The 15,542-nt window shown below is 66.2% G+C and carries 10 protein-coding genes; 7 read left to right on the top strand and 3 right to left on the bottom strand.

What is annotated here, in order from left to right:
* The first annotated feature begins 8 nt into the window (after positions 1-8).
* Positions 9-1,040, top strand: coding sequence for a cytochrome d ubiquinol oxidase subunit II (cydB, locus tag IWX81_RS08170; RefSeq protein ID WP_199280814.1), 1,032 nt, complete (start codon positions 9-11; stop codon positions 1,038-1,040).
* Positions 1,037-4,273, top strand: a complete 3,237-nt coding sequence (gene cydD, locus IWX81_RS08165; RefSeq protein ID WP_199280813.1) for a thiol reductant ABC exporter subunit CydD — start codon at positions 1,037-1,039, stop codon at positions 4,271-4,273. Before cydB ends, cydD begins: the two co-directional genes overlap by 4 nt.
* Before the next feature lie 107 nt (positions 4,274-4,380).
* Here the strand turns inward: cydD and IWX81_RS08160 are convergent, their stop codons facing one another.
* Both IWX81_RS08160 and IWX81_RS08155 read right to left on the bottom strand, forming a co-directional pair.
* Positions 4,381-5,061 carry an IclR family transcriptional regulator gene (locus IWX81_RS08160; RefSeq protein WP_334593575.1) on the bottom strand — a complete coding sequence of 227 codons (681 nt, stop codon included), beginning with the start codon at positions 5,059-5,061 and terminating at the stop codon, positions 4,381-4,383.
* Positions 5,058-6,587, bottom strand: coding sequence for an APC family permease (locus IWX81_RS08155; protein WP_199280812.1), 1,530 nt, complete (start codon positions 6,585-6,587; stop codon positions 5,058-5,060). Before IWX81_RS08155 ends, IWX81_RS08160 begins: the two co-directional genes overlap by 4 nt.
* Before the next feature lie 188 nt (positions 6,588-6,775).
* Between IWX81_RS08155 and IWX81_RS08150 the strand changes: the two genes are divergently transcribed.
* From IWX81_RS08150 to IWX81_RS08140, 3 genes are read left to right on the top strand one after another with little or no spacing between them, the layout of a single operon-like run.
* Entirely contained in the window at positions 6,776-8,260 is a 1,485-nt protein-coding gene (locus IWX81_RS08150; RefSeq protein WP_199280811.1) for an APC family permease, read from the top strand.
* A 33-nt stretch (positions 8,261-8,293) separates the two neighbouring features.
* Entirely contained in the window at positions 8,294-10,294 is a 2,001-nt protein-coding gene (locus IWX81_RS08145; RefSeq protein ID WP_199280810.1) for a primary-amine oxidase, read from the top strand.
* A gap of 20 nt (positions 10,295-10,314) precedes the next feature.
* The gene (locus IWX81_RS08140; RefSeq protein WP_199280809.1) at positions 10,315-10,878 is read left to right on the top strand and encodes a hypothetical protein; all 564 of its coding nucleotides are present in this window, start codon (positions 10,315-10,317) and stop codon (positions 10,876-10,878) included.
* Positions 10,879-10,974: 96 nt separating this feature from the next.
* On the opposite strand, the gene IWX81_RS08135 is transcribed toward IWX81_RS08140, so the two are convergent.
* Positions 10,975-12,018: a Gfo/Idh/MocA family protein gene (locus IWX81_RS08135; RefSeq protein WP_199280808.1), complete on the bottom strand. Its 1,044-nt coding sequence runs from the start codon at positions 12,016-12,018 to the stop codon at positions 10,975-10,977.
* A 162-nt stretch (positions 12,019-12,180) separates the two neighbouring features.
* Between IWX81_RS08135 and IWX81_RS08130 the strand changes: the two genes are divergently transcribed.
* Together IWX81_RS08130 and IWX81_RS08125 are read left to right on the top strand one after the other, a co-directional pair.
* Positions 12,181-12,924 (top strand): HAD family hydrolase, encoded by a 744-nt coding sequence (locus IWX81_RS08130; RefSeq protein WP_334593571.1) that lies wholly within the window; start codon positions 12,181-12,183, stop codon positions 12,922-12,924.
* Positions 12,921-15,461, top strand: a complete 2,541-nt coding sequence (locus tag IWX81_RS08125) for a glycoside hydrolase family 65 protein (protein ID WP_199280807.1) — start codon at positions 12,921-12,923, stop codon at positions 15,459-15,461. The genes IWX81_RS08130 and IWX81_RS08125 overlap by 4 nt, the downstream gene beginning before the upstream one ends.
* The last annotated feature ends 81 nt before the right edge of the window (positions 15,462-15,542 follow it).

The following is a 15,542-nucleotide window of genomic DNA, read 5'->3' as shown; positions in this document are numbered from 1 at the left end:
AGGCTGACATGGAACTTCTTCCCACCATCTGGTTCGTCGCCATCGCGGCACTCTGGATCGGCTACCTCCTGCTCGAGGGCTTCGACCTCGGCGTCGGCATGCACATGCTCGTGTCTGCACGCACCGAGAACCAGCGCAGGCTCATGCTCAACAGCATCGGGCCGGTCTGGGACGGCAATGAGGTCTGGCTCATCACCGCTGGGGCCGCCACGTTCGCCGCGTTCCCACTCTGGTATGCCTCGCTCTTCTCGACGCTCTACATCCCGCTCACTCTCACGCTGCTCGGCCTGATCTTCAGGGCCGTGGCCATCGAATACCGCGGCAAGGGCGCGACCGACCGCTGGCGTGCCTGGTGGGACAGGGCGCTCGGCATCGGATCGTTCATCGCGGCGTTCGGTGTCGGGGCCATGCTGACCCTGACCACGACCGGCCTTCCGATCGACGCGAACGGCGACAGGGTCGGTGGCCCGTTCGCCTGGCTGAACGGATACGCCGTGCTCGGTGGGCTCGCGGTCATCGGCTTCTGCCTCGTGCACGGAGCCGTGTTCCTCTCGCTCAAGACCCTCGGGCCCGTGCGTGACCGTTCGCGTGCCTTCGTGGTGCGCTGGGCTCCCGTGGCACTGCTGCCGATCGTCGGCTGGGTGCTCGCTGTGCAGTTCCTGTCGGGCACCGTCATCACCTGGGCGCTCGTCGTGCTGGCCGTCGTCGCCGTCGTGTACGGCTGGATCGCTGCCCGCGCCGGTCAGGAGGGCAGGGCCTTCGCGGGGATTGCGGCATTCCTCGTGCTCGGGGCCGCGTCCATCTTCGCCGCGGTCTTCCCCGTGCTGATCCCCTCGACGCTCGACAGCGCCTTCGACCTGACTGTCACGAATGCCTCGAGCGGCGAGTACACCCTCGGTGTCATGAGCGTCGTGACCGCGATCGGGCTTCCCCTGGTCTTCGTCTACCAGGGCTACACATACTGGGTGTTCCGCCGCCGCCTCTCCGAAACCCATCTGCCTGAGGCTCACATCGTCGAGCCGGCAACCGCCTCTCGATGACGATCGATCGGCGTCGCACCTTCGTCTTCGGCCTGCTTGCCGCGCTCAAGGCAGCGGCGCTGGTCGCCATGGCCGAGGCGCTCTCCCGAGGCATAGTCTCCGTCATCGCGGGAGACAACCGGTGGCAGGATGCCGTCACCATCGGTCTCGCCGCGGCACTCGTGCGCGCGCTCGTGGCCTGGGCCGCACAGTCCTATGCCACCCGGGCCGCCATCGGCGCCAAGGAGCAGTTGCGCCGCGACCTCGCCGGCAGGATGCTCGCCGGAACCGATGTGGGCACCGGATCGGCCACAGCGGTCGGGACTGTCGGGCTCGACCAGCTGGACAACTACTACCGCACGGCGCTGCCAGCGGTGGTCACGGCAGCGACGATTCCGCTGATCATCGGAACGCGGATCCTGTTCGCCGACTGGGTGAGCGCCCTGATCGTCGTCATCACTGTGCCGCTCGTGCCGATCTTCATGGCGCTCGTCGGCATGCACACGCGCGATCGGGCGGATGCCGCATCCGCCACCCTGCAGCGCCTCTCGGATCATCTCGTGGAGCTCGCTCGCGGACTTCCGGTGCTCGTGGGCCTCGGCCGCGTCGAGGAGCAGTCCGAGGCGCTTCGCCGGGTGTCGGACGAGCACCGGGCCACCACGATGCTGACGCTGCGCACAGCCTTCCTGTCGTCCCTCGTGCTCGAGGTCATTTCGACTATCTCCGTCGCCGTGGTCGCCGTTTTCGTCGGACTGCGTCTCGTCAATGGCGACATCCCTCTCGCTGTCGGGCTCGTCGCGCTCATCCTCGCTCCGGAATGTTTCGCGCCGTTCCGGGAACTCGGTTCCGCCTTTCACGCGTCACAGGATGGACTTTCCGCGCAACGCCGCGCCCGCGCCATCATCGACCAGCCGGTTCCCGTCGACGTGCGCGTGACCGGCACCACGCTGCGTATGGTCGGCGTCTCTGTGCTCTATCCCGAGCGCGCCGAAGCGGCCATCGATGGCGTCGACGTGACGTTCGATCGGGGCTCGGTGACCTCCATCGAAGGCCCGAGCGGCGCTGGCAAGTCGACGGTTCTGGGAGTGCTGGCTGGCATCGTTCCGGCGAGCGACGGCATCGTCACGGGGTTCGACCCCGATTCCGTGGCATGGGCCCCGCAGCATCCGCATACCGTCGCGGCGACGGTCCGAGACGAGATCGCCCTGTACGCGAACGACTCGACAGCGGTCACCCGGGTCATCGAGCAACTCGGGCTGTCGACCGTAGCCGATGACGACCCCGAGCGCCTCAGCCCCGGCGAGCTGCGCAGGGTCGGTGTAGCCAGGGCGCTCGTGCGCGTGGCGGGTGGCGCTACCGTGCTGCTGCTGGATGAGCCCACTGCCCACCTGGATCCCGCCCACGCAGCACAGGTCGAGCGCGCAATTGCCGGGATCCGCGGCACGGTCACCATCATCTTCGCGTCCCATGAGGAGGGCATGCGGCGCCTCGCGGAGCGTCGCGTGCTACTCGGAACGCAGGGAGGATTCCGCCCGGCCGTCGACGCGGAAGAGCCGACAGCCAGCGAACAGGCTCCGCCTGCCATTGCGCATGCCTCCACCGGCATATTCGCCGAACTCCTTGACTTTCTGCGCCCGACCGCGGGCCGGATGCTCGCCGCCGTAGCGCTCGGAACCGGGGCAGCCATCTTCGCGGTCACGCTAACGGCGCTGTCGGGCTGGCTCATCGTGCGCGCCAGCGAACAGCCACCCATCATGTATCTCACCGTCGCCATCGTCGGTGTGCGCTTCTTCGGACTGGGCCGCGCGACCCTGCGCTATTGCGAACGGCTCGTCACCCACGACGCCGTCCTCGGCTCAGTGACGAGCCTGCGCCAGCGGCTCTGGAGCGGGCTCGCCGCGGCGGGAATGGGCTCGCGCTCGGTCGCAACCGGCGCCACCGCACTCGACCACCTCGTCGCCGCGGCAGACCGGGTGCGTGATCTCGTGCCACGGGTCATCCTGCCCGCCAGCGTCGCCGTCACGACGGCCGTGGCCGCCGTCATCGCTGCGGCGTCGGTACATTCCCCCGCTGTACCCGTGCTGCTCGCAGCGATTCTCGTCAGCCTGGTCATCGCCCCCCTTGTCGCGGCCATCGCAGACCGTGCCGCTGCCCGCGGCATCGCCGACACTCAGACCGAGGTCGTTCGCCAGTTCAGCTCGATGGTGGGCGCGGCAAGCGACCTGCGGGCCAACGGCATCGGGGACAGGATGCTCGCCAGGCTCTCCGCGCTCGACACCGCTGCCGGCGCACACGCTCGCCGGGGCGCGGCCGCCCTGGGGCTCGGCAACGGCATCGTCGTGCTGGCCTGCGGTGCGGCATCCATGGCCATGCTGGCGGCCACCGCACCCGCTACCGCGGCGGGGACCCTCGAACCGGGCATCGTCGCGGTGCTCGTGTTGCTGCCGATCGCCCTCATCGAACCACTCACCGGCATGGTCGAGGCCGTGCAACAGTGGCCGGCCCTCGCTGGCGCCCTCGCGAAGGTGCGTGCCATCACGCAGGCACGCGGCACGACAACGGGCACCGTTCCTCTTGCGCAAATCGACTCGCTCCAACTCGAGGGGCTGGCTGTGGGCTGGGCCGACTCCGCGAGCTTCGGTCCGATCACGGCGACAGCGACCCGCGGTGACTGGATCGTCGCAGAGGGCCCGTCCGGCTCCGGCAAGTCGACACTGCTCGCCACGCTCATGGGCTTTCTTGCGCCGGCATCCGGCACCTTCTCCGTCAATGGCGTGGATGCCGCGGCCATCGATCCCGCGACCCTGAGGTCACGCATCTCCTGGTGCCCGCAGGAAGCGCACCTCTTCGATTCGACGATCCGCGGCAACCTCATGCTCTCTCGGGAGCACACGGATCGTCCCACCGACGCCGAGATGCTCGCGGCCCTGCGCACCGCCGGTCTCGGCGCCCTGCTCGACTCACTCCCTCTCGGGCTCGACACGCGCACGGGTTCCCTGGGTGACAGGCTCTCCGGCGGCGAACGCCAGCGGCTGGCCGTCGCGAGGATGCTGCTCACCCGCTCCGACCTGGTGCTGCTGGATGAACCGACGGCCCACCTCGACGCTGCCAGCGCCGAGCGGCTCATGGGCAACCTCCGCGCCGCTCTCGCCGATCGCATCGTCGTGCTCGTCAGCCACCACCCTGACGAGAAGCTGCCGGGCGACATCCCCGCGCAACTGGGCCGACCGGTGCTCGCCGCAGCCGCGGTCTAGCGCCTGATCGACCCCACCCTCGCCGAGGTGACGCCATGGGCGGCTACGACGGCCGCGAGACCGCGGTTCGCGTCACCTCGAGCGCGGCTTCGGGACTCGGGGAGGGCTCAGACGAGCAGCGGGCCGAGATCCCGCCCTGAACGCAACAGTTCGTCCAGCAGGCGCCCGGGGTCGCGAACACGCTCGACCGGACCGGACAGGCCGAGGCCCGCGACGAGGATTCCCCTCGAATCCCGGATCGGCACAGCGATGCAGCCCCGCGCGGGCACGAGCTCCCCGAACTGGGTCGCGTACCCGAGCGTCCTGATACTCACGGTGACAGCCGGGGAGGCTCGTCCGCTTTCCGCCAGCAGGAGCCGACCGAGAGCCGACGACTCCAGCTGCCTCAGGATGCGGGACTCATCGCTGAGTGGGAAATCCGGATCGGGGTCGACCAGACGCATCCGGTCCGAGTCGTAACGCACGAGGTGTACCCCGCCGCGGGTGCGCTCTCTCAGGTCCTCGATGAGGTCGCGTGCCGCTCGTGGCGGAGGCTGCGGAGTCACCAGGCCGGCAAGCTGCACGACTTTGCGTCCGAGTGCGAACCCCCTGAGGTCGGGCATCCGCACCAGATACTCGTCCTGGACGAGCAGGTTGAGCAGCCGATACGCGGTCGCCCTCGGCAAGCCCAGATTGTCGCTCACCTCTCGAGCTGTGACCCCCGCGCCAGACCTGGCGACCTCTTCGAGCACCGTGAGTGCACTATGGATCGCTTTCGGCTGCCGAGCGCTGAGGTCACCCTCGCTCATAATGGCTCCGGCTGCCTATCGCCCCCGAGCACATCCGCCAGCACTGTCTCATCGTGCATGCCGATGGTCTGGTGCAACCACGGCCTGCGCGTCCTCAACACGAGGATGCCAGCACTGCCCACCACCATCAGCACCAGGAATGCCCACATCGCCCCGCCCTGGGCAGTCGCTCCTTCGGAGATGAGGAAGGCCACGAGCACTGCGGTGAGGCCAGCAGCCCCGACCGCAGCCTTGATCGCGGGCCACAGGGTCAACTCACCGATTCGCCAGAGGAACACCGGGGCAGCTATGCACAGCAGGATGTACGCCACGACGTAACCGGACGCAGCGCCCACGATGAGAATACCCATCGCGAACCAGACGCTGCCCCCCGTTGCGATGAGCCAGATCGGAACTCCGACGAGCACCGGAAGCACAGCGGCAATGGCGACGATCGGGGTTCTGTTCGTTGCGCTGGCGTGACCGAGAGAATTCGGCAGAAGACCCTCGCGGCCCATAGAGAACAGCACTCTGGTGAGCGCGGTCGTCGACGCGATGGCGCAGGCGAAGAACGAGGTGGCGATGCTGGCATCGAGCAGGATGCCCACCCACTCGATTCCGTATGCCGAGGCGAGTTCGTTGACAGGTGATGTGCTCGACCCGATATCCCGGCCGAGAGTCTCGAAGCCGACCAATTGGCTGTAGGTCGACAGCAGGTAGAGCAGTCCGGCGCCCATGACAGTCCACAGAACGGCGCGGGGAATCGCTGCGAATGGCCGGCGCGCCTCGACGCCGAGAGCAGCGGAGCTCTCAAAGCCGACAAAGGCCGTGATCGCGAGCATCGCCCCCGCGGCGAAGTCGCCGATGGAGACAGTGCCAGACAGCAACGCGGTCGGGTTGAGCAGGTTCCCGTCGATACCTGCAGGCTGGACCGCCAGCAGCGCGACGACCAGGACAACGATCAGCACCACCGACACCGACTCGACGAGCATCGTCACCCTGGTGGACAACCGGATTCCTCGCGCAAGGACGAAGAAACACAGCGCCCCGGTTGCAAGGATGCAGATCGGCACCACGAGCCCTGATGCTGCGACCTCGGGAGCGAATTGATCCAGCAAGAACGAGAGATACAGCCCAGCTCCGGTCAGGGCGAACATCGCAATCACGCCGTACCCGATGATCATCGCCACTCCGGTGACGGACGAGGCAGTAGTTCCGAGTCCCTTGGCAACGAATGTGTAGAGCGACCCGGCCGCCGCCAACCGCCGGGTGAATTGGTTGACCGTGCTCGCGACGACGGCACACAACAGCATCGCTGCTGCGATGGCCCACACTGATGCTGATCCGGCTGCTACGGCCACCATAATCGGAACTGTCGTGGCAGCGGCTGACGGTGCCACGGCCGACACCGACTGTGCGAGAACGTCGGCGAATCCGACACTACGGCGGTCGAGGCCGGTGACCGAAGACTCGGTTCCTACGCCCACCACAGGGGGTGGATTGTCGATGGCGCGCCGCAAGGCGTTCGCGGACCTCGGCGCATTCATCCACACACCGTAGCCATGTGGTGTTGCGGCACGGATACCGGCATGTTTCGTGCAGATATTTACCAATGGGACGACCGGGGCATGCCGTCCCATTTGGAACGTGGGGATCTTTACCGGGCCGGAATAGCTCGGCAATCCGGAGCGCACACACTGGTCGACACCCAGTCCCCCACCACCAAGGAGTTGACATGACCACCACCAGTGAGCCGAAGGCGGAGAGCGAGGCGCCGACCAGGCGCGGGCTTTCCGGAAGTCTCGGCGTCGGAGCTATCGTTCTCATGGTCGTCGCGGCCGCTTCGCCGCTCACCGTCATCGGCGGTTCGGTGCCGCTCGGCATCCTTCTCGGTAATGGGGTCGGATTCCCCGCCCTGTTCGCCGCATCCGCCATAGTGCTCCTGCTGTTCTCGGTTGGGCTCGCCGCGATGACGAAGAAGATTCCGAAGCCCGGCGGCTTCTTCACGTTCGTCGGCTACGGACTCGGCAAACCGTCCGGTCTGGCGACGGCGTATGTCGCACTGCTCGCCTACACGACCATCCAGGTCGCGGTGTATGGCTACCTGGGCTTCCTGTTGAGCACAACAGTCGCGGGCCTCGGCGGGCCGGAGGTCGCGTGGTGGCTCTACGCACTCGCTACCTCAGCCATCGTCGGACTTTTGGGCTACCGGCACATCGACCTCAGCTCGAAGGTTCTCGGGGTGCTGCTCATCGGCGAGGTACTGATCGTGCTTGCACTCGTCGCGGCCGTCGTCTTCGGCGGCAGTGCCCCGGAAGGCCTCTCGGTCGAACCGTTCCTCCCCACCAACATCTTCTCGGGCACGCCGGGCGTCGGTCTGATCTTCGCGATCGCAGCTTTCATCGGTTTTGAATCGACAGTCATCTTCCGCGACGAGGCTCGAGACCCGGATAGGACCATCCCGCGCGCGACCTACACCGCGGTGATCGGCATCGGGGTCTTCTACACCCTGGCCTCCTGGGGGATCATCATGGCGTGGGGTCCGACCCAGGTCGTGGGTATCGCTGCGGAAAACCCCGGAGCGATGGTCATCACCACCACCCTCAACTACCTGGGCCCGATCGGTGAAATTATCATCAACACTCTGCTCATCACCAGCATGTTCGCGTGCGTGCTCTCGTTCCACAACGTGATCACCAGGTACCAGTACTCCATGTCGAACGCGAAGCTCCTGCCGGGGCGGCTCGGCGATGTGCACTCGAAGCACCTCTCGCCGCACTTCTCGTCGCTGGCGCAGACAGCGGTGGCCGGCATCCTGATCGTGGTGTTCGCCATTCTCGGGCTCGACCCTGTGCTCGCAGTGTTCACCTGGTTCTCCGGGATCGCCACCCTCGCAGTCGCGATTCTCATGGCGGCGACGTCTCTCGCCGTCATTGTCTACTTCGCGAGATCCAGGTCTGATTCCCGGCCGTGGAACACGATGGTCGCTCCGGCCCTGGGTCTCGTCGGACTCGTCGGCGCAGCGGTGATCATCTTCGTCAACTTCCCCTTCCTCGTCGGCGATGTCAACGCAGAGGGCGTGCCGGTCTTCGGTGTGGTGAGCACCGTGCTCATCGGACTGCTCGTGGTGTGCATCGGCGGCGGGTACCTGCAGGCCTACCTCCTCAAACGGCGCGATCCCGCGTCATATGAGCAGATCACTGAAGCCATCTCGGGCTAACGCCTCCCAACAACCACAACAGGAGACTGAATCATGACCATTACAGACCCCACCACCGACCTCTCAGAGTTCGAGGATGCCCCGGCCGCCGGTCCGCTCGCGAACCTGACCCCGGTCGAATTCGAGTCGATCCGCGACATCGTCACTGCGAGCGACGTATTCACCCCGACCACTCGCTTCGCCTATGTGGGACTCGAAGAACCGCACAAGCTCGACGTGCTCGCCTACCAGTCGGGCAGCGGCCCCGTGCCCGATCGCCAGGCCAGGGTGATGCTGCTCGACATGGCAACCGGCCATTCGACGGACAACATCGTGTCGCTGCCACTCTCTGCGGTGATCTCTACCCACGTTCTCGACGGTTCACGTGGTCAGCTGCCCATCCTGATCGAGGAATTCGACGCTATCGGCCCAATCGTCGCGGCGGACCAGCGCTGGGTCGATGCCCTCGCTGCGCGGGGGTGCACGGTCGACAGTGTGATGTGCGTCCCGCTCTCGGCCGGGTATTACGACTTCCCGGAGGAGGAGGGGCGTCGGATCGTGCGAGTGCTCGCATTCCGTCAGGACTATCCGGAGGATCACCCGTGGGCTCATCCGGTCGACGGGCTGTGTGCCTACGTCGATGTCGCGGCGAAGTCGGTGACGCGCCTCATCGACGCCGCACACCTCGCGATCCCCGCCACCTCGGGCAACTTCGACGATCCCGCGCTTCAGGGGCCGCCTCTGGTCGGCCTCAAACCGATCGTCATCTCGCAGCCGGAAGGCCCGAGCTTCTCGGTCCATGGTGAGACGGTCACCTGGGCGAACTGGCAATTCCAGGTGGGCTTCGACGCCCGCGAAGGCCTGATCCTCCGCCAACTCAGCTTCGATGACGGGCAAGAACGGCGACCCGTGATCTATCGCGCGTCGATTGCCGAGATGGTCGTGCCGTACGGCGATCCCAGCCCCGTGCGGTTCTGGCAGAACTACTTCGACACCGGAGAGTACCTCTTCGGCCGTTTCACGAACTCCCTCGAACTCGGCTGCGACTGCGTGGGCGAGATCCACTATTTCGACGCCATTCTCAGCGATGAGGTGGGAAACCCGCAGACGATCAAAAATGGCATCTGCATGCACGAGGAAGACTTCGGCACGCTCTGGAAGCACTCCGACATGTTCACCGGATCGAACGAGGTTCGCCGCCAGCGCCGCCTGGTGATCAGCTTCTTCACCACCGTCGGCAACTACGACTACGGCTTCTACTGGTACCTCTACCTCGATGGCACCATCGAATGTGAGGCGAAACTCACGGGCATTCTCTTCACCTCGTCCTACCCCGAGGAGGGCTACGACTACGCCAGCGAAGTCGCCCCCGGCCTGGGTGCACCGTTTCACCAGCACCTGTTCAGCGCGAGGCTCGACATGATGGTCGACGGCTTGTCCAATGCCGTCGATGAGGTGGATGCCGTACGGCTGCCCATCAGCGAGTCGAACCCTCACGGCGGAGCGTTCACCAGGAAATCGACCCGTATCACCTCGGAATCCGGTAGTGCACTGACCGCCGATGCCACAGTCGGGCGGGCGTGGCACATCACGAACACCGAGAAGAAAAACTATCTCGGAAGGAACACGGGATACGTGCTGCTGCCGGAAGCCAACCCCACCCTGATGGCGGATCCGGCGTCATCCATCGCGAAGCGGGCCGCCTTCACGCGGAACCACCTCTTCGTGACGAAATACGACCCCTCCGAGCGTTATCCGGCGGGAGACTTCGTGCACCAGAACCCCGGAGGAGACGGTCTCCCTCTCTACATGGCTGCCGATCGTCCACTCGATGGGGAAGACATCGTGCTCTGGCACACCTTCGGTCCGACGCACTTCCCACGGCCGGAAGACTGGCCGGTCATGCCGACCGACTACGCGAAGTTCACACTCAAGCCCTATGGGTTCTTCCCCAGGAACCCTGCGCTGAATGTGCCCGCCAATGAACCGGTGCACGCCTGCTCTCACGGGCACGATTCAACCGCACACGGCGACAACGCCGGCCATACCCATTAGCCGGGATCGGTCGATCCCTCGTGATTGAGTTGCTCCACCTGGGATCGATTGTCCCTGCGACCGTCGGGGTGTGCTGCACGGTCGGTGACCGTCGCAGCCGCTCCGCGGTCGCGTGGGCGCCGGCCATCGTGATGCTCGCGGCGATGGTCGACTCCATGACGGGAAGTGGCGTCATCAGCCCCGTGATGTGGGCACTGGCCCTCATGGGCCTCGCGGTATGGCCCGCCGTGGTCGTGCGGCTGGGGCGACGTTACCACAGCGGTGCCACCCGGTCCCTGTCTGCCGCCATGGGGATCCATCGCAGCATCAGCCTCCTGATCATGGCGGCCCTACTGCTCGTCTCAGGATCGAAAGTTTCTTCCCCTTCCTCGGCGACGGGTCACCACACAGCAGCCGTGCCGATGGCCGTGGCGCTCTGGATCGCGACCATCGCCCTCGTTGTCTTCACCCTGTGGCTGGTGGCAGCGCTCAGCCGGCGACAGCCCGGCAGGGCGACCACCCTCGCTGCACTCCTTGCCCCGCTCGAATCCGCGAGCATGGCTGTCGCTGCCGTCATGATGACCCTCGCCTTCACGACCTCCTGATCCGGCTCATCCTCGCCGAGCTGACGCCAGGTGCGGCTTCGACGGCCGCGAAACCGCAGTTCGCGTCACCTCGAGCGCGGCTTCGGGCAAGAACTGTCAGGCTCGGGGCGGGTATCCGAGTTGGGTCCGCGCGCTGTCGATCGTCTCGAGCATGGCGATGGTTGTCGACAGTGGATGCTCCGGAGCTTCGGTCAGGCCATCCGAGATGTGCTTCGCGACCGCAGCCGCCTGCCACACCAGCCCATCGCTGAACTGCGGGAACCCGTGGTCGTCATGCCAGTCGAGGCGAGCACCGTCTGCTCCGTGGAGGGTGAATCCCCCCGTCGCGATGAAGTTCGGCTCGACCTCGATGCGAGCCACGGTTCCGGCGATCTCGGCTCCCGTGCGGGTCTGCGCGAGCATCGTCGCGAAGGCGAGACCCTGCGCTCCGTTCGCGTACTCGAGAGTGAGGGCAGCCTGCACGTCGACGCCCGTCGATCCGAGAGATCCAGAAGCGCGGACGGCATCCGGCGCGCCCATCACGAAGTGGTTGAACCACACCGGGTAGACGCCGAGGTCGAGCAGTGCACCGCCCCCGAGCTCCATGTTGTAGAGGCGATGGTTCGGGTCGAACTCGAACCTGAAGCCCAGGTCCGCCGAGCTGAGGCGGAGTTCGCCGAGCACGCCGTCGTCGAGCAGCTGCCGAATGACCGTCGACTTCGGCTGGAACCTGGTCCACATCGCTTCCATGGCGAAGAGCCCAGCGGTCGCCGCTGCCGCCGCGATCTCCCGCGCTTCGGCGGCGCTCAGCGCGATCGGCTTCTCAACGAGCACGTGCTTTCCCGCGGCGAGCGCCAGGAGGGCGAGATCACGGTGTTCGCTGTGCGGAGCGGCGATGTAGACGACGTCGATCTCGGGGTGGGCGACGAGCGCCTCATACGATCCGTAGGAGTTCGGTACGCCGTGTTTCGCGGCAAAGGCCGCAGCCCGCTCGGCGGAGCGGGAGCCGACGCCGAGCATCCTCTGGTCGCTGTGGGCATGAAGGGTGGTGACGAAGGCATCGGCTATTCCGCCGGGGCCGAGCACGCCCCAGTTGAGTGTGGGGCCACCCCTCAGGGGGATCGCCGTGGATTCGGGCAGCGCGCTGGGAAAAGAGCTCATGCGACGAATCTAATCGTGTCAACGATTGTTCGTGTTGGAGTGCGGCCGCGAATGCTGTTCAATGGCACCTACGGCCCAACGGCGTCGCCGCCCACCCGTCACCACGACTCCTCACCATTCACGGAAGGCGTGCCCTTGGCCGACATCCAGCCTCATTCGCCAGTGCCTCCGCTCGACGGAATCCGCGGCGTGCTGTTCGATCTCGACGGCGTGCTCACCCCGACCACAGACGTGCACATGGCGGCGTGGGCCCGGCTGTTCACCCCGTACCTCGACGAGCACGGAGTGGATCCGTATTCGGAACAGGACTACTTCGACTACATCGACGGCAAGCCACGCTACGACGGGGTCCGGTCGATGCTCGGGTCCCGCGGCATCGAGCTGCCCGAGGGCGAGCCGACGGATCCCGCCACCGCAGACACCATCTGCGGGCTGGGCAACCGCAAGAACGACACGGTCAGCCGCGTCCTGGCCGAGGATGGCGTCTCGCCGTATCCCGGCTCTGTACTGTTTCTGGATGCCGTCACCGAGGCGGGCCTCAGGGTGGCCGTGGTCTCGAGCTCACGAAACGCCCCCGCCGTGCTGGAAGCCGCGGGTATCGCGTCCCGGTTCGAGGTCGTCGTCGACGGAATGGTCGCCGCCGAGCAGAACATCGCGGGAAAGCCGGCCCCAGACACCTACCTTCGCGCGGCAGAGCTGCTCGGCCTGACCGCAGCCGAGTGCGTGGTCATCGAAGACGCGCATTCCGGGGTCCAGGCGGGCCGCGCCGGAGACTTCGGTCTCGTGCTGGGCGTCGACCGCGGCGCCGGTGCGCAGCAACTCCTGGACTCCGGAGCCGATCTCGTGGTGTCCGACCTCGAGCTCATGCTGCCCATCGACACCTACCCGGCAGGAGCCCGCTCATGAACGAGAAGGACTGGAACGATCCGCTCGATCGCACCCGTTTCCCCGTCGACGAGTGGGCACTCGTCGAGAACACCACCAGTTCCGACGACATGGGCAACACCGAGACACTGTTCGCGGTCGGCAATGGCTACGTCGGCATGCGCGGCAATATGGATGAGGGCCGCGCCGGCCACGTCCACGGCACCTTCATCAACGGCCTCCATGAGACCTGGCCCATCCGGCACGCCGAAGAGGCTTTCGGGTTCGCCCGCGTCGGCCAGACCATCGTCAACGTGCCGGATGCCAAGATCATCAGGCTCTACGTCGACGACGAGCCGTTCATCCTGCCCGAAGCCGACCTTCTCGACTTCTGCCGCACCCTCGATTTTCGAGAGGGTGCGCTCACCCGGTCGATCCGGTGGCGCACGCCATCGGGCAAGCAGGTGCAGGTGGATTCCCGGCGCATGGTTTCGTTCGTTGACCGCCACCTCGGGGTCATCGTCTACGACGTCACGGTGCTCGACGCCGACGCTTCCATCGCCATCTCGAGCCAGCTCTTCAACCGACAGGATGGCATCGACGAGTTCGACCAGCCCCCCGTCGAGTTCGAGAAGGGTCGCGCCGCAAAGTCCGACTTCGACCCGAGAAAGGCCGAGGCCTTCACCGAGCGCGTGCTGCAGCCGAAGCTCAAGCGGGCCGTCGGCAGCCGGTACACGCTCGGATTCCGCTGCACCAACTCCGGCATGACCGTCGTCGCCGGCATCGATCACTCGATCGAGACCGAGAACGAGTGGGAGCAGTTCACCTCCCTGAGCGATGACCTCGCCAAGCACGTCTACCGCGTGAAGGCGAAGGCCGGCAAGCGCATCAGGATCGTCAAGAACATCAGCTACCACAGCTCCAGGGGCGTGCCCACGCGCGAGCTCGCCGACCGCAGCGACCGCACCCTCGATCGCGCAGCGGCCGAGGGGCACGAATTCGCGGCGCAGCAGCAGCGCGACTGGCTCGCCGACTTCTGGGATCGCACCGACGTCGAGGTGCACGGCCAGCCCGTCGTACAGCAGGCCGTGCGCTGGAACCTCCTTCAGCTCGCACAGGCGTCGGCGCGCGCCGACGGCCAGGGTGTTGCAGCCAAAGGCGTCAGTGGCACCGGATACGGCGGTCACTACTTCTGGGACACCGAGATCTATGTTCTCCCGGTGCTCACGTACACCTCGCCGATCGCCGCGAGAAACGCCCTCCGCTTCCGACACTCGATCCTCGATAACGCGCGGATGCGGGCGGGCGAACTGAACCAGCAGGGCGCCCTCTTCCCGTGGCGCACCATCAGCGGGGAGGAGTCGTCTGCGTATTACGCCGCTGGTACCGCGCAGTACCACATCGACGCCGACATCGCCTTCGCGCTCACCCAATATGTTGCGGCCACCGGCGACACCGACTTCCTGACGCGTGGCACGATCGACATCCTCGTCGAGACCGCGCGGATGTGGGCGGATCTCGGGTTCTGGCGCTCCAACGGCAGCGAGCGGTTCCACATCCACGGGGTGACGGGGCCGGACGAGTACACGACCGTCGTCAACGACAACCTTTACACGAACGTGATGGCCAGGGCGAACCTCCGCTCAGCGGCCCTCGCGGTCGAGTCACTGCGCGAGCACGATCCCCGCAGCTACGAGCACATGGTGGCGCGGCTCTCCCTCGACGACGACGAGGTCGCGGAGTGGACCGCTGCCGCCGCGGCCATGTTCATTCCGTTTGACCCTGTGCTGGGCATCCACCCGCAGGATGCGCAGTTCCTGGAGAAGGAACTCTGGGATCTCTCGAAGACTGGTGCAGACCAGCGACCACTGCTGCTGCACTACCACCCGCTCGTGATCTACCGCTTCCAGGTGATCAAGCAGGCCGACGTCGTGCTCGCGCTCTTCCTGCAGGGCGACAAGTTCACTGCCGAGGAGAAGAAGTCCGACTTCGACTACTACGACCCGATCACGACGGGCGACTCGACGCTGTCGGCTGTAGTGCAGTCGATCATCGCCGCCGAGGTGGGCTACAGCGAGCTGGCGCTCAAGTACTTCATGGACGGGCTGTTCGTCGACCTCGCCGACCTGCACAACAACTCCGCGGATGGCGTGCACATCGCGTCCACCGGCGGCATGTGGAGCGCCCTCGTCTTCGGATTCGGCGGACTGCGCGACCACGAGGGTCGGTTCACCGTCGACCCACGACTGCCCCAGGGTTGGGAGCGCCTCACCTACAGGATCATGATCAATGGCACGAGGGTGCGGGTGGATGTCACGGAGCACGACGTCACCTTCACCTCCGAGGCCGTGTCCACCGAGGCCGGCTCCATCGTGTCGTTCAGCGTCCGTGGGCTCGACATCGTCGTGACCGGCGCCGCGCCGGTGACTGTCGCGCTCAACCACCACGGACCGCGCATCACCGGAGCGCCGAGCACGAGCGCGGTCGAGGGTTCCCGGCGCGCCGACGGAAGCCTGATCACAGCGTCGGTCCCCGTGAGCTGGGCTCCCGAGTTCGAGGTGGCTGAGCTGACCGACTAGGCCCATCCACCACTGAGGTGACGCAAACGGCGGTTATTCGTTACGAATAGCCGCCGTTTGCGTCACCTCGGCAAGGTGGGA

Source organism: Salinibacterium sp. CAN_S4 (assembly GCF_015752305.1).
Taxonomy (GTDB): Bacteria; Actinomycetota; Actinomycetes; order Actinomycetales; family Microbacteriaceae; genus Rhodoglobus.
The sequence above is the reverse complement of the archived record's forward strand: the minus strand, read 5'-3'. Positions and strand labels throughout refer to the sequence as shown.

Bases quoted from the DNA above. Each gene is read 5' to 3' on its own strand.
- cydB (WP_199280814.1), top strand. From the start codon at position 9: ATGGAACTTCTTCCCACCATCTGGTTCGTCGCCATCGCGGCACTCTGG.
- IWX81_RS08145 (WP_199280810.1), top strand. From the start codon at position 8,294: ATGACCATTACAGACCCCACCACCGACCTCTCAGAGTTCGAGGATGCC.
- cydD (WP_199280813.1), top strand. From the start codon at position 1,037: ATGACGATCGATCGGCGTCGCACCTTCGTCTTCGGCCTGCTTGCCGCG.
- IWX81_RS08150 (WP_199280811.1), top strand. From the start codon at position 6,776: ATGACCACCACCAGTGAGCCGAAGGCGGAGAGCGAGGCGCCGACCAGG.
- IWX81_RS08125 (WP_199280807.1), top strand. From the start codon at position 12,921: ATGAACGAGAAGGACTGGAACGATCCGCTCGATCGCACCCGTTTCCCC.
- IWX81_RS08135 (WP_199280808.1), bottom strand. From the start codon at position 12,018: ATGAGCTCTTTTCCCAGCGCGCTGCCCGAATCCACGGCGATCCCCCTG.
- IWX81_RS08160 (WP_334593575.1), bottom strand. From the start codon at position 5,061: ATGAGCGAGGGTGACCTCAGCGCTCGGCAGCCGAAAGCGATCCATAGT.
- IWX81_RS08155 (WP_199280812.1), bottom strand. From the start codon at position 6,587: ATGAATGCGCCGAGGTCCGCGAACGCCTTGCGGCGCGCCATCGACAAT.